Origin of the sequence: Mesorhizobium sp. LNHC221B00 (genome assembly GCF_000502935.1) — a bacterium.
GTDB lineage: Bacteria > Pseudomonadota > Alphaproteobacteria > Rhizobiales > Rhizobiaceae > Mesorhizobium > Mesorhizobium opportunistum.
In genome coordinates, this window is sequence record NZ_AYWR01000010.1 from 22,412 (window position 1) to 35,792 (window position 13,381).

Here is a 13,381-nt window from a genome sequence, read left to right on the forward strand (position 1 = left end):
CGCCCCTCGCATTCGCGGGATCGCCGCCGTTGCATTCGTGCAGCGGCGGCGTGACGTTGCAAGGTTTTCGAAACAGGGTTGACCATATCTGACCCCAACCCGGCCGGCAGGGGGGCACAATGTTCTCATTCATAATCAGACGCGTCGGTACGATTCTGCTCACGATGCTGTGCCTGACGCTGGTCGTCTTCTTCCTCGTCAATCTCGAACCCAATCTGAAGAAGCTGGCGATCAGCCAGACCGAAATGCACACATCGGCCGAGCAACTCGAAAGCTGGCTGGTCAATCACGGTTATCGCCAGAACTTCTTCGTCCGCTACGGCCAGTGGCTGGGCGTGCTGCCCAAGCAGCCGATCACGGACCCGGCGACCGGCAAGACGACGCAGCGTTTCTCCTTCTGCAACGACCCCGCCGTGCCGACATTCTCGGGCGTGATCGAGGGCGATTTCGGCTGTTCGACCAAATTCAAGACCACGGTCGCGGCCAAGCTGTTTCCGGCGCTCGGGGCCACCGGCATCCTGATGTTCTGGGTGCTGGTCGTGATGGTGCCAGTCTCGCTGCTGATCGGGATTCTCGCCGGCATGCGCGAGGGTTCGCGCACCGATCGTGTGCTCTCGGTCGCCTCGATCGCCTCCACGGCAACGCCTGAATATGTGTCGGGCGTCATCTTCACCGTCATCTTCGCCTCGTGGCTCGGCTGGCTGAACGGTTCGGCGGCATCAGCAAGCCAGGGCATCACCTTCTACAATTTCACGCTGCCGGTGATCACGCTGGCGATCTACGGCATCGGCTACATCGCGCGCATGACGCGCGCCTCCATGGTCGAGGTGATGACGCAGCAATATATCCGCACCGCCCGGCTCAAGGGCCTGTCGTTCGGCAACGTGGTGGTCAAGCATGCGCTGCGCAACGCGCTGATCGCGCCCTTCACCGTCATCATGCTGCAGTTTCCCTGGCTGCTCACCGGCGTCGTCATCGTCGAGGTGATGTTCCGCTACCAGGGCTTCGGCTACACGCTGGTCGAGGCCGCCGGCAACAACGACATCGACCTTTTGCTCGGCTGTTCGCTGGTCTCGGTGTTCATCGTCCTGATCACGCAGCTTATTTCCGATGTCGGCTACGCGTTCCTCAATCCGCGCATCCGGGTTCAGTAGGGAGAAGGCGCAATGCAAGCTCAATATATCGGCGCCTCCACCATCATCCTCGAAGTGCTCTGGCGCTTCTGGCCGGTCTGGGTCGCGCTCGTCATCGTCATGGGGGCGAGCTTCCTCTACAAGAAGAAGCTGGCCCTTTACGGCCAGCTGTTCGATAGCGGCGTCGGCATCGCGGGTGTCTTCATCTGCTTGTTCTGGCTGTTCACGGCGATCTTCGCCTCGACCATCTCGCCCTTCGATCCGCTCGGCCAAATCCCGATCATGAAGGACACTTTGCCCGGCGCCATCGAACCGCAGTCGGGTCNTTCGATCCGCTCGGCCAAATCCCGATCATGAAGGACACTTTGCCCGGCGCCATCGAACCGCAGTCGGGTCTCGTCTATCTGTTCGGCGGCGACAAGCTGGCGCGCGACGTGTTCTCGCGCATGGTCTATGGCAGCCAGATCGTCCTGATCATCGCACCCGCGGCGACCGGGTTCGCGCTCATGGTCGGCATCACGCTCGGCCTGCCGGCCGGCTATTACGGCGGCAAGATCGATTCCATCCTGTCGTTCCTGGCCAACCTCGTGCTGGCTTTCCCGGTGATCCTGCTGTTCTACCTGCTGGTGACGCCGGGTATCATGGACACGCCGATCCCCTATGCGCTGGCCGGCGTCTTCTTCCTGTTTCCGATCATCTTTTTCAGCGTGCTGTTCTGGACACGTTACAAGAACCGGCCGGACCGGATCTACATCCTGCTCGGGCTGACGCTCATCATAGGCGGCTGGATCTATCTCGGCCTTGTCTTCGACCGGGATCCGCTGAAGATCGTTCATATCGATCCCAACCAGCTCAACATCTTCGTGGCTGTGGTGTTCGCCTCCAGTCCCGGCGTGTTCCGCATCGTGCGCGGCCTGGTGATGGACATCAAGACGCGCGACTATGTGGCGGCGGCGCAGACGCGCGGTGAATCGCCCTGGTACATAATGCTGTGGGAAATCCTGCCCAATGCGCGCGGACCACTGATCGTCGACGCCTGCCTGCGCATCGGCTACACCACGATCCTGCTCGGCACGCTGGGGTATTTTGGCCTCGGTCTTGCACCCGAGAGCCCGGACTGGGGCACGGCGATCAAGGATGCCAGCCGGCTGCTGCGCTCCTTTATCCACCCGGCGCTGCCGCCGACGATCGCGCTGATGAGCTTCGTGCTGGGGCTCAACCTGCTCGCCGATTCCCTGCGTGAGCAATCGATGAAGGATTGACGGTGGGATCGATCCCAGATCCCACTTGGCTAAGAACTAGGATTGGAGCGACCCATGAACGAGGCAGTTCGAAATCCGGCTAATCCGACCAACGGGCCGATCATCGAGATCGAGAACCTGTCGATCTCCTTTTTCACGCGCAAGGGCGAGATACCGGCCGTCATGGATTTTTCCTGCACGGTCATGCCCGGCGAGGCGATGGGCATCGTCGGTGAATCCGGCTGCGGCAAGTCGACCGTGTCGCTCGGCATCATGCGCGACCTCTCCAACATCGGGAAGATCGTCGGCGGCAAGATCAAGTTCCAGGGCAAGGACATGGGCGAGCTCTCCGATGAGGAGCTGCGCGCCATCCGCGGCAACAAGATCGCCATGATCTACCAGGAGCCGATGGCAAGCCTCAATCCGGCGATGAAGGTCGGCCAGCAGCTGATGGAAGTGCCGTTGATCCACGACAAGGTGTCGAAGGAAGAGGCCTACAAGCGCGCGCTGGAAATGGTGCGCTCGGTCAAGCTACCCGATCCCGAGCGCATGATGCGCTCCTATCCGCACCAGCTCTCGGGCGGCCAGCAGCAGCGCATCGTCATCGCCATGGCGCTGCTGTCGAAGCCGGCGCTGCTGCTGCTCGACGAGCCGACCACGGCGCTCGACGTGACGGTGGAAGCGGGCATCGTCGATCTGGTCAAGGGGCTGGGCGAGAAGTTCGGCACCTCGATGATCTTCGTGTCGCACAATCTTGGCCTGATCCTTGAAACCTGCGACCGCATCACGGTGATGTATTCGGGCGAGGCGGTGGAGACCGGCAAGATCAAGGACGTGTTCGACCGGATGCGCCATCCCTATACGCAAGGGCTGTTCCGCTCGATCCCGCTGCCGGGCGCGGACAAGAATTCGCGGCCGCTGATCTCGATCCCCGGGCAATTGCCGCTGCCGCATGAGCGGCCGAAGGGCTGCAATTTCGGCCCGCGCTGCCACCATTTCGTCGAGGGCGTCTGCAACGCGGCCGAAATCCCGATGGTCGAGGTCGCGGGCCACGAAGGCCATTTCTCGCGCTGCGTGCGTTTCAACGAGATCGACTGGGAAGCCCTGCCGCCAGGCGCCAAGAAGGTCAACGAGCGCGTCGTGCCCGGCGCGCCGGTGCTCAAGATCGAGGATCTCAGGAAATACTACAAGGTCGGCGGCCGCGAGGTGTTCGGCTCGAGCGAGGGCCGTGTCGTCAAGGCCAACGAGACGATCTCGTTCATGGCGCGCGAGTCCGAGACCGTCGCCATCGTCGGCGAATCCGGCTGCGGAAAGTCGACGCTGGCCAAGGTGCTGCTCGGGCTGGAGACGGCGAGTTCCGGCAGCGTGACGCTGGGCAACAAGGAAATCCAGTCGACCGGCATCGAGAGCCGCAGCGTCGACACCGTGTCGTCGATCCAGATGGTGTTCCAGAACCCGTTCGATACGCTGAACCCCAGCCATTCGGTCGGTTCGCAGATCATCCGCACGCTCGAGAAATTCAATGTCGGCAAGACGGTCGCCGACCGGCGCAAGCGCATGCTGGAGCTGCTCGACCTGGTGAAGCTGCCGCGTGCCTTCGAGACGCGCAAGCCGCGCCAGCTTTCCGGTGGCCAGAAGCAGCGCATCGGCGTGGCGCGTGCCTTTGCCGGCGACGCCAAGGTGGTGGTGGCGGACGAGCCGGTGTCGGCGCTCGACGTGTCGGTGCAGGCGGCGGTGACCGAACTCCTTATGGACATTCAGCGCAAGAACAAGACCACGATGCTGTTCATCAGCCACGATCTTTCCGTGGTGCGCTACATCGCCGACCGCGTCGTCGTCATGTATCTGGGCTATATCGTCGAGCAAGGCACGACCGACCAGATCTTCGCGCCGCCCTATCACCCCTATACCGAGGCGCTGCTGTCGGCGATCCCGATCGCCGACACAAGCGTGATCAAGAAGCACATCGTGCTCGAAGGCGACATCCCGTCGGCGATGAACCCGCCATCCGGCTGCCCGTTCCAGACACGCTGCGGCTACAAGAAGCTGGTGCCGGACAATCTGTGCGAGACGAAGGTACCGCCGGTGAAGCATCTTGGCGATGGCCATATGAGCCTGTGCTGGCTCTCCGACGAGGTGCTGGCAACGATGGAACCGGTGATCAAGTTCGACAAGGAGCATGCCGCCCATGAAGGCGTGCCGGACGACGCGCCGCATGGCGAGGGTCCGGGATTTGCCGGCACGCCGCCGAAGCGTCCGCGCGGCAAGAAGCCGAGCTAACCAGCACAGGGGCAATATCGCTTGCTGGTGCATTGCTCCGCAGCTTCGTCATATCTCATATGTGTCAAGGGACGACAGGCGACGTTCCCTTGAATATCTCCGTCCACTGCCTTATGTGATGCGTGATGTTTGATGCGCGGCAAGGAGACGTATTGTGAGAACGACGCTTGCAATCGATGACGATGTCCTCCTTGCAGCCAAGGCCATGGCGCGGCAGCAGGATCGCAGCATTGGCGAGGTCATTTCCGATCTGGCTCGCCACTCGCTGCGCAGGCCGCAGGCTGGCGGCGAACGCAACGGTATCCCCTTACTTTCGTCGCGGTCCGACGGCCCGATAGTCGATCTCGAAATGGTCAATGCGCTTCGCGACGAACTGCCGTGACCTTCCTGTTCGACGTCAATGTCTTGATTGCCTTGATCGATCCGGCTCATGTCGCGCATGAAGATGCCCATCGGTGGTTCCAATCCACAGGGCATTTGTCATGGGCTACATGTCCCATTACCGAAAATGGTGTCATCAGGATTTTGAGCAACCCGAAATATCCCAATTCTCCGGGTTCGCCCGCTGTCGTTGCGCAGATTGTCGGCAAGTTGCATGCCCTTTCAGGACACCAGTTCTGGTCGGATGACATCAGCCTCGTCGGTTCCAGCGACATTGATGCAGCCAGGATCCTAACCTCGGCGCAAGTAACGGATAGTTATTTGCTGGGGCTCGCCAAGGCGCGCGGCGGCAAATTGGCGACGTTTGACCGAAAGCTGTCGACGGCGGCGGTAAGGGGAGGAAAGCCGATCCTCCATCTGATCCCGAGCGAATGAATCGCTGAGGTCTATCGCGACCCCAGGGCAATCTCGCTTTTCCGTAGCGGCAGCTGATTTCACTTGGCCGTGAAATGCCCCGGCAAAGTCAATTGCCGCATTGCTGCAACTGAACGGCGTAATCGCGAGCCATCTTGTCGGTGGCCCGGGCATAGCCCTGGACGCCGGCGTCGCCACGGTTGCCGCGGCCATAGGCGGTCCAGCCGAGATAATAGGCGAGATAGAGATTGTAGGTGTCGTTGCGCGCGACGCCGAACGTGTCGGCGGTCTTGGAATGGTACCAGCCGACGAAATCGACGGCGTCGGCGAATTTCGTCCGCCGTGCCGCCCAGTTGCCGGTTTCGTTCTGATATTGCGACCAGGTGCCGTCCAGCGCCTGGGAGAAGCCGGTGGCGGACGAGACGTGCTTCCACGGGATGAAGCCGAGAAGCTTGGTGCGTGGCGGCCGGGCGTTGCTCTTGAAGCCGGATTCCTTGCGCACCGTCGCCATCAGCACGGGCACGGGTACGCCGTATTTCTGCTGCGTGCGCTCGGCCGCCGACTGCCAATTGTCGAACCACCCGTCATTCTGGTCGAAGACGGCGCAGACATTGTTGATGCGGCTGGGCGCCGTCGCGCAGGCCGAAAGCGCCAGCAGCACGCCAATCGCTACAATTTTACTAAAACTCGACCTACGCATCGGCAGACCAATAAGCCGAAATCATAAAGGGAATCTTGCTGCCGGTGTTAACCGCTCGTCGGCGCGTGCGCTTCAGACAATGCCATATTGAAAATCCGACTTGTTCTGTCGCTTTTTCTAAATTCCTATTGCAGGAATGCCGCCTTGGCTAAAATCACGCCCGCAAACGACGTATTTCTGACAGCTTGGCCGGTTTGCCGAGGCTTTGATGCCGGCATGAACGAACCAAGACGCAAACGCGGCGCCGAGCGCACTAGCAACCGGGGGCCGGCGCCCATTCCACAGTTGCCGCTCAGGCGCGTCGTTAATCCCTATCCGCCCATGGCCTTGCTGTCTCCAGACCAGATCGAGGCGATCCATCAGGCCTCGATGCATATACTGGAGAATTTCGGCATCGAGGTGATGAGCCCGCGGGCGCTGGCGCTTTTCGAGAAAGCCGGCGCCAGGGTCGACCACGCCTCGGCCAATGTCCGCATCGATCGCGGCATGGTCGATGAGGCGCTGAAGACGACGCGGTCCAACTACCGCCTGACACCGCGCAATCCTGCCAACACCATCCATCTCGGCGGCAACACCATCAATTTCACACTCGTCGCGGGGCCGCCCAATGTGCATGACATGGAGCGTGGCCGCCGGGCGGGCAATCTGCGCGACTATGCGGATCTCACGCGGCTGGCGCAGCATTTCAACTGTGTCCATATGCTCGGCAACCAGGTCTGCGCGCCGGTCGAGCTGCCGGCGAATTCGCGTCATCTCGACACTTATTTCACAAATCTGACCCTGACCGACAAGAGTTTCCATGTCTCGGCGATCGGCCGGGGCAGGGCGCTGGACGGCATCGAGATGATGGCAATCGCGCGCGGGCTGACGCTGGACCAGATGGCTGACGACCCGGGCATCGCCACCATCATCTCGGTCAATTCGCCGCGGCGCTTCGACGAGATGATGGCCGAGGGGCTGATGACGATGGCCGAGTTCGGCCAATCGGTGGCGGTGACGCCGTTCACGCTGATGGGGGCGATGAGCCCGGTGACGCTGGCCGGCGCGCTGGCGCAGCAGAATGCCGAGGCGCTGTTCGGTGTCGTCCTGACTCAGCTCGTGCGTCCCGGCGCACCGGTCATGTATGGCGCCTTCACCTCCAATGTCGACATGAAGTCGGGTGCGCCGGCCTTCGGCACGCCGGAGAACACCAAGGCCAACATCGCCTCGGGACAGTTGGCGCGGCGCTATGGGCTGCCATACCGCACAACACCGGGCTCGGCCTCAAACGCCGCCGACGCGCAGGGCGCCTACGAGACGCTGATGGCGCTGTGGGGCGCGGTACTCGGCCACGGCAATCTCGTCTACCACGCCGCTGGCTGGCAGGAGGGCGGGCTGACGGCGTCGTTCGAAAAGTTCATCATCGATGTCGAGATGATCCAGCACATGATGGAGTTCCTGCGCCCGATCGTGGTCGACGAGGCCGAGCTTGCCATCGATGCGCTGGGCGCGGTGCCGACCGGCGGCCATTTCTTCGGCGAGCCGCATACGCTGGAGCGCTATGCGACGGCCTTCTACCAGCCGATGCTATCCAACTGGCAGAATTTCGAAGCCTGGCAGGAGGCCGGCGGGCTCGACGCCACCGCGCGCGCGACCCGGCTGTGGAAGAAGGCGCTGGAAGATTATGTCGAGCCGGCGATGGATATCGCCGTGCGCGAGGCGCTGGAGGCCTATGTGGCCAGGCGCAAGGAAGCGATCGGGCAGGGCGAGCCGTGATTTTCGCAGTTCCTGGCGCTGCCTTTTGGATTCACTTTATCTCTTCAATCCACTGAAATAACGAGAAAAACCCATGAAATCGCATGCAAAGGTCGTGGTCATTGGCGGTGGCGTCGTCGGCTGCTCGGTGTTGTTCCATCTTGCCCGCCACGGCTGGACCGATGTGGTGCTGCTTGAGCGCGACGAACTGACTTCGGGCTCGACCTGGCATGCGGCGGGCGGCATGCACACCATCAATGGCGATCCCAACGTCGCCAAGCTGCAGAAATACACGATCAACCTCTACAAGGAGATCGAGGAGCTTTCCGGCCAGGCGACCGGCGTGCACCTGACCGGCGGTGTGCTTCTGGCGGCGACCGAGGCGCGGCTCGACTGGCTGCGCGGTGTCGTTGCCAAGGGCCGCTATCTCGGCATCGATCTCGAGGAAATCTCGCCTAAAGAGGCGGCCGAACTGATGCCGCTGCTCGACCCAAAGCAGTTCGTCGGCGCCGTCCGCAACAAGGAGGATGGCCACCTCGACCCCTCGGGCGTCACCCACGCCTATGCCAAGGCGGCGCGCAAGCTGGGCGCCGAGGTCGAGCGCTTCACCAAAGTCGAGGACATCGTGCGGCGGCCCGACGGGATGTGGCGCGTGATCACCAACAAGGGCGAGGTGGTGACCGAGCATGTCGTCAATGCCGGTGGCCTGTGGGCGCGCGAAGTCGGCCGCATGGTCGGGCTGGAGCTGCCGGTGCTGGCCATGGAGCACATGTACCTGATCACCGAGGACATGCCGGAGGTCGCCGCATGGAACCAGAAAACCGGCACCGAAATCATCCATGCGGTGGATTTCGACGGCGAGCTCTATCTGCGCCAGGAGCGCGGCGGCATGCTGATGGGCACCTACGAGAAGGCCAACAAGCCGTGGTCCGAATACCAGACGCCGTGGAACTTCGGCCACGAACTGCTGGAACCGGATATCGATCGCATCGCGCCGTCGCTGGAAGTCGGCTTCCGGCATTTCCCGGCCTTCCAGAACACCGGTATCAAGCAGATCATCAACGGCCCCTTCACCTTCGCGCCGGACGGCAACCCGCTGGTCGGGCCGGTGCGCGGCCTGCCCGGCTTCTGGGTCGCCTGCGGTGTCATGGCCGGCTTCTCACAGGGCGGTGGTGTCGGCCTGGCGCTGTCGAACTGGATGATCGAGGGCGATCCCGGAGCCGACATCTGGGCGATGGATGTCGCGCGCTACGGCGACTGGGCGACGATGGCCTACACCAACGCCAAGGTGCGCGAGAACTACTCCAGGCGCTTCTCGATCCGCTTCCCCAATGAGGAACTGCCGGCCGGGCGGCCGCTGAAGACGACTCCGGTCTACGACCTTCTGTCGGCCAAGGGCGCGCAGTTTGGCGTTGCCTACGGGCTGGAGGTGCCGCTGTGGTATGCGCCTGAAGGCGTTAAGGACGAGTTCTCCTGGCGGCGTTCCAGCGATTTTACCCATGTTGCCGGCGAAGTCGCCGCGGTTCGCGACGGCGTTGGCCTGTCGGAGATTTCGAGCTTCGCCAAATACACGGTGACCGGCGAGGGGGCGGCCGCATGGCTCGACCGCATGCTTGCCTGCAAACTGCCCAAACCCGGCCGCATGACGCTGGCGCCGATGCTGAAGCAAGACGGCAGGCTGATCGGCGATTTCACGCTGGCCAATCTCGGTTCCGAAGGCTGGTTCCTCGCTGGCTCCGGCATTGCCGAGCAGTATCACATGCGCTGGTTCGAGGCGCATCTGCCCGGGGATGGTTCGGTTCGCATCGAGGCGCAGGGAGCGAAACTCACCGGCCTTGCGATTGCCGGGCCGAAGGCGAGGGATGTGCTGGCCAAGGTCAGCCGCGCCGACGCGTCCAATACGGCGTTTCCCTTCATGGCCGTCGCAAAGATGGATATCGGCATGGCGCCGTGCCTGGTCGGCCGCGTCAGCTACACCGGCGATCTCGGTTACGAGATCTGGGTGGCGCCGGAATACCAGCGTGCTGCGTTCAACGCGCTGATGGCGGCCGGCGAGGAATTCGGTATCGGCCTGTTCGGCTCGCGGGCGCTGAACGCCCTGCGGCTGGAGAAGAATTACGGCTCATGGGGGCGCGAATACCGGCCGATCTACGGACCGCTGGAAGCCGGGCTCGACCGCTTCGTCGCCTACGGCAAGGAGGCGGACTTCATCGGCAAGGCGGCGGCGCTGGCCGAGCGCAAGCAAGGCGGCAAGTTGCGGCTGCGCGCCTTCGTCGTCGATGCCGACGACGCCGACGTCATCGGCGACGAGCCGATCTGGTTCGGCGGTGCTGTGCGCGGCTGGGTGACGTCGGGCGGCTATGCGCATCACTCGAAAAAGTCGGTCGCCGTCGGCTATGTGCCGAAGGAGATCGCCGAGGAGAGTGACGGCTTCGAGATCGAGCTGTTGGGCAAGCGCCACGCTGCGCGCATGCAGGCCACGCCGCTGTTCGATGCGAATTTCGAGCGGATGCGGGGGTGAAATCCACCCCCTTGTCGCGCATCAAGCGTTTCGGCGATTGTCCAACGCGAACGCGCCGGGGCCGGCAAAGAACAGATAAAGGAAGATGAAGCAGAAGGAGATCGCCGCATCGCCGCCGTTGTTGACCGGGAAGAAATCGCGCGGCATGTGCGCCATGAAATAGGCGATCGCCATCTCGCCGGCCAGGAGGAAGGCAACGGGCCGAGTGAACAGGCCGAGTGCCAGCAGGATGCCGCCGGCGAATTCGAGGATGGCGGCGGTCGTGGACAGCCCGGAGAGGGCGTGGGGATCGGCGCTGACTGGGAAGTTGAACAGTTTCTGGCTGCCATGCTCGATGAACTGCAGGGCGGTCATGATGCGCAACACGCCGAGCGCCTGCGGCTGGTATCTGGAGAGGCTTTCGAAAAGCTTCATGATGACTCCATTTTTCAGTCCGCTTGGCCATAGATTATCAGCCGGCGATGAACCATTCACTTCCCATGGCACGCCATCAACAATGGGTGACTGGTAATGTTCCCCAGTTTGATCCTTCATATTGTTCCCGCAAGGGTTGCATTCCTATCGCCATGGTTGTATTAGCGTGAACAGTCTAAAAATGAGGGTTCCCTTTGCCATGAAAAAAGTCGTCGTCGGCCTCTTCGCTCTCCTTGCAGGAACCAGCTTCGCCATGGCCGAGGACGCCGGCTGCGAGGCCTTCAAATGGCCGGTGACGCGGGAACAGGCACTGTTTGCCGCGCCACCAGCGACACCCTCAGGGGCGGCCCTGGCAGTCGGCGCCGCGGCTGACCTGGGGCTGGTGCCAGTCGAGAAGGCCGGCTTTACGCTGCCGCCCGAACGTGCCCCGGCACAAGGCACGTTCGGCGCTGTCGCCAGCGTGGAGGTGCCGCCGGACGGGGTCATACAGATAAGCCTGTCGGGCGAGGCCTGGGTCGATGTCATTCAGGACGGCCACGCCATCAAATCGGCTGGCTATAGTGGCGTGAAAACCTGCCCCGCCATCCGCAAGAGCGTGCGCTTCAAGCTTACGCCCGGTCCGGCCACCGTGCAGTTCAGCGGAGCAAAAAAGGCTGAGTTGAAGGTCGCGGTGCTGACGCCGGAGTAACCTTACGAAACTTCGTTCAAAAAATAGCAGGAGTCTGCGGGACAGTGCCCCCTCTGTCCTGCTGGACAGAGGGGGCAACAAGGGGTGCTAGCCTTCAGAAGTTGGCAAGTTTCCGTATGCAGCGCTTACCGCACCGGCGCCATCAGTGCGAAATGCGCGCCTTGCGGATCCTGGCATTGCACGATCCAGCTGCCGCCGGGGACCTCCATCGGCCCCATCAGGATCTTGCCGCCATTGTCGGTGACGCGTTTGGCCACCGCGTCGATGCCGGTGACGTTGAAATAGAACTGCCAGACCGGCACCGGGATCTGCTGCGGCTTGTTCATGATACCGCCGCCGGATTCGGGGCCGGCCGTGAAGGTCTGGTAGGTGCCCATCGGACCCATGTCGAAGTCGCCGGCATTGGCCCAGCCGAACTGGTCGGAATAGAAATCGAACGCGGCCTTCCAGTCGCTGGTGTAGAGTTCGTGCCAACCGATATGGCCCGGCGTGCTGGCCGGCATGACAGGCTGGTCGGGGCCGTTCGGCTGCAGGAACATGAAGGTCGCGCCCTGCGGATCGGCAACGACGGCAAAGCGGCCGACGCCTGGAATGTCGGCGGGCTGGCGATGAACGGAGCCGCCGGCTTTCTCCAGCGATGCCGTGGAGGCGTCGACATCCTTTGTATGGATATAGCCGAGCCAGGCCGGCGGCATGCCCATCTTGGCCGCATCCTCGGGCAGCGTCATCAGGCCGCCGACGCCACGCTCACCGACATTCATGACGATGTAACGCGGCATGCCGGGAGCCGCGTCGAAGGGCTGCGCCGTCCAGCCGACAACGTTGGTATAGAACGCCTCGGCTGCATCGAGGTCTGATGTCATCAACTCGTACCAGAAGAAGTGCATCGGGGATTTGGGCATTTCGGGTCTCCTCACCTTTGCGTCGATCGTCGTCCGATCCATCCTAGGACGATCTTCACGACGGAAATCCGACATCCGCCCGAACAACAATGTCTTTAGATGCCAGGCGTTCCCCGGTTGCGCATCCGGCGGTTTTCGATTTCTCTGCGGTGACGAGGGGGTTGTCGTCCATGCGCCTTATGTCGCTTACGCCCGAGCTTGTCGCGCTGTGCCATCGGGAAGAGGCCGATCCGGGTCCCGATCCGAGCTGGACCGAGATGAACGACGGTGACTTCCGGACCCTTGCCTTGCGGCTCTCCGACGAGGCGGACGAGGGACCGCTGTGGGTGTTCGCCTATGGGTCGCTGATCTGGAAACCGGAATTCGAATCCGTCGAACAACGGCTCGCCACGGCCTATGGCTGGCACCGCTCGTTCTGTCTCGACATGGTGCGTTGGCGCGGCAGCGCCGCGCAACCGGGATTGATGATGGCGCTCGAACGGGGTGGACGCTGCAACGGCGTGATCTACCGTCTGCCGGAGGGCGAAAAAACGGCGCAGATCGAAAGGCTGCTGCGGCGCGAGATCAGCGACCACGAAAGCATCGACACCGTCCGATGGCTGCCCGTGCATACGGCGCAAGGTGCGCTGCGGGCGCTCGGCTTCTGGGTCGGTGTGAAGGGCAGGGGTACGTCGCTGAGCCAGCCGCTGGACAGGGTGGCAAGCGTGCTGGCCAGGGCCTGCGGGCATATCGGCTCCGGGGCCGAATATCTCTACAATACCGTCAGCCATCTCGAAGCGTTCGGCATTCATGACCGCAATCTGTGGCGATTGCAGAAACTGGTCGCTGACGAGATCCGGACCATCCATGCTCGGGCCCTCGATCCAGTTCACTCGGCCATCCCGCAAGAGCAACTGCTCAAAGTCATAACATGAGTGTAATAGTCATATTATTCTTCAGTCTTTTCAGTCTCTTGCGCCGAAAATTGACCAAT

Annotated in this window: 11 protein-coding genes and 1 pseudogene; 9 read left to right on the top strand and 3 right to left on the bottom strand. The window is 62.4% G+C overall.

Annotated elements, in window-relative coordinates; genetic code table 11:
• Positions 1-119: 119 nt before the first annotated feature.
• From X741_RS152575 to X741_RS152560, 5 genes and pseudogenes are all read left to right on the top strand, one after another.
• The gene (locus tag X741_RS152575) at positions 120-1,154 is read left to right on the top strand and encodes an ABC transporter permease (protein WP_013894591.1); all 1,035 of its coding nucleotides are present in this window, start codon (positions 120-122) and stop codon (positions 1,152-1,154) included.
• Positions 1,155-1,166: 12 nt separating this feature from the next.
• Positions 1,167-2,395 (top strand): annotated as a pseudogene (locus tag X741_RS01000000166555) (ABC transporter permease).
• Positions 2,396-2,449: 54 nt separating this feature from the next.
• Positions 2,450-4,654, top strand: a complete 2,205-nt coding sequence (locus X741_RS152570) for an ABC transporter ATP-binding protein (RefSeq protein WP_023777978.1) — start codon at positions 2,450-2,452, stop codon at positions 4,652-4,654.
• A gap of 154 nt (positions 4,655-4,808) precedes the next feature.
• On the top strand, positions 4,809-5,036 hold the full coding sequence (locus X741_RS152565; RefSeq protein ID WP_023765200.1) for a hypothetical protein: 228 nt from the start codon (positions 4,809-4,811) through the stop codon (positions 5,034-5,036).
• Positions 5,033-5,470, top strand: coding sequence for a TA system VapC family ribonuclease toxin (locus X741_RS152560; RefSeq protein WP_023777979.1), 438 nt, complete (start codon positions 5,033-5,035; stop codon positions 5,468-5,470). Before X741_RS152565 ends, X741_RS152560 begins: the two co-directional genes overlap by 4 nt.
• A gap of 88 nt (positions 5,471-5,558) precedes the next feature.
• Here X741_RS152560 and X741_RS152555 read toward each other — a convergent pair whose 3' ends face one another.
• On the bottom strand, positions 5,559-6,149 hold the full coding sequence (locus X741_RS152555) for a transglycosylase SLT domain-containing protein (protein ID WP_023777980.1): 591 nt from the start codon (positions 6,147-6,149) through the stop codon (positions 5,559-5,561).
• A gap of 216 nt (positions 6,150-6,365) precedes the next feature.
• On the opposite strand from X741_RS152555, the gene X741_RS152550 reads away from it, so the two are divergent.
• Together X741_RS152550 and X741_RS152545 are read left to right on the top strand one after the other, a co-directional pair.
• Complete coding sequence (locus X741_RS152550) at positions 6,366-7,904, top strand: trimethylamine methyltransferase family protein (RefSeq protein WP_023777981.1); 1,539 nt, start codon at positions 6,366-6,368, stop codon at positions 7,902-7,904.
• Positions 7,905-7,977: 73 nt separating this feature from the next.
• Positions 7,978-10,404, top strand: a complete 2,427-nt coding sequence (locus X741_RS152545; protein WP_023777982.1) for an FAD-dependent oxidoreductase — start codon at positions 7,978-7,980, stop codon at positions 10,402-10,404.
• A 21-nt stretch (positions 10,405-10,425) separates the two neighbouring features.
• Here the strand turns inward: X741_RS152545 and X741_RS152540 are convergent, their stop codons facing one another.
• Positions 10,426-10,818: a DoxX family protein gene (locus tag X741_RS152540; protein WP_023777983.1), complete on the bottom strand. Its 393-nt coding sequence runs from the start codon at positions 10,816-10,818 to the stop codon at positions 10,426-10,428.
• A 199-nt stretch (positions 10,819-11,017) separates the two neighbouring features.
• Between X741_RS152540 and X741_RS152535 the strand changes: the two genes are divergently transcribed.
• On the top strand, positions 11,018-11,506 hold the full coding sequence (locus X741_RS152535) for a hypothetical protein (protein WP_023777984.1): 489 nt from the start codon (positions 11,018-11,020) through the stop codon (positions 11,504-11,506).
• A gap of 125 nt (positions 11,507-11,631) precedes the next feature.
• Here the strand turns inward: X741_RS152535 and X741_RS152530 are convergent, their stop codons facing one another.
• Complete coding sequence (locus X741_RS152530; protein ID WP_023777985.1) at positions 11,632-12,408, bottom strand: VOC family protein; 777 nt, start codon at positions 12,406-12,408, stop codon at positions 11,632-11,634.
• A gap of 170 nt (positions 12,409-12,578) precedes the next feature.
• Here X741_RS152530 and X741_RS152525 point away from each other — a divergent pair, with 170 nt between their 5' ends.
• Positions 12,579-13,322, top strand: a complete 744-nt coding sequence (locus X741_RS152525) for a gamma-glutamylcyclotransferase (protein ID WP_023777986.1) — start codon at positions 12,579-12,581, stop codon at positions 13,320-13,322.
• The last annotated feature ends 59 nt before the right edge of the window (positions 13,323-13,381 follow it).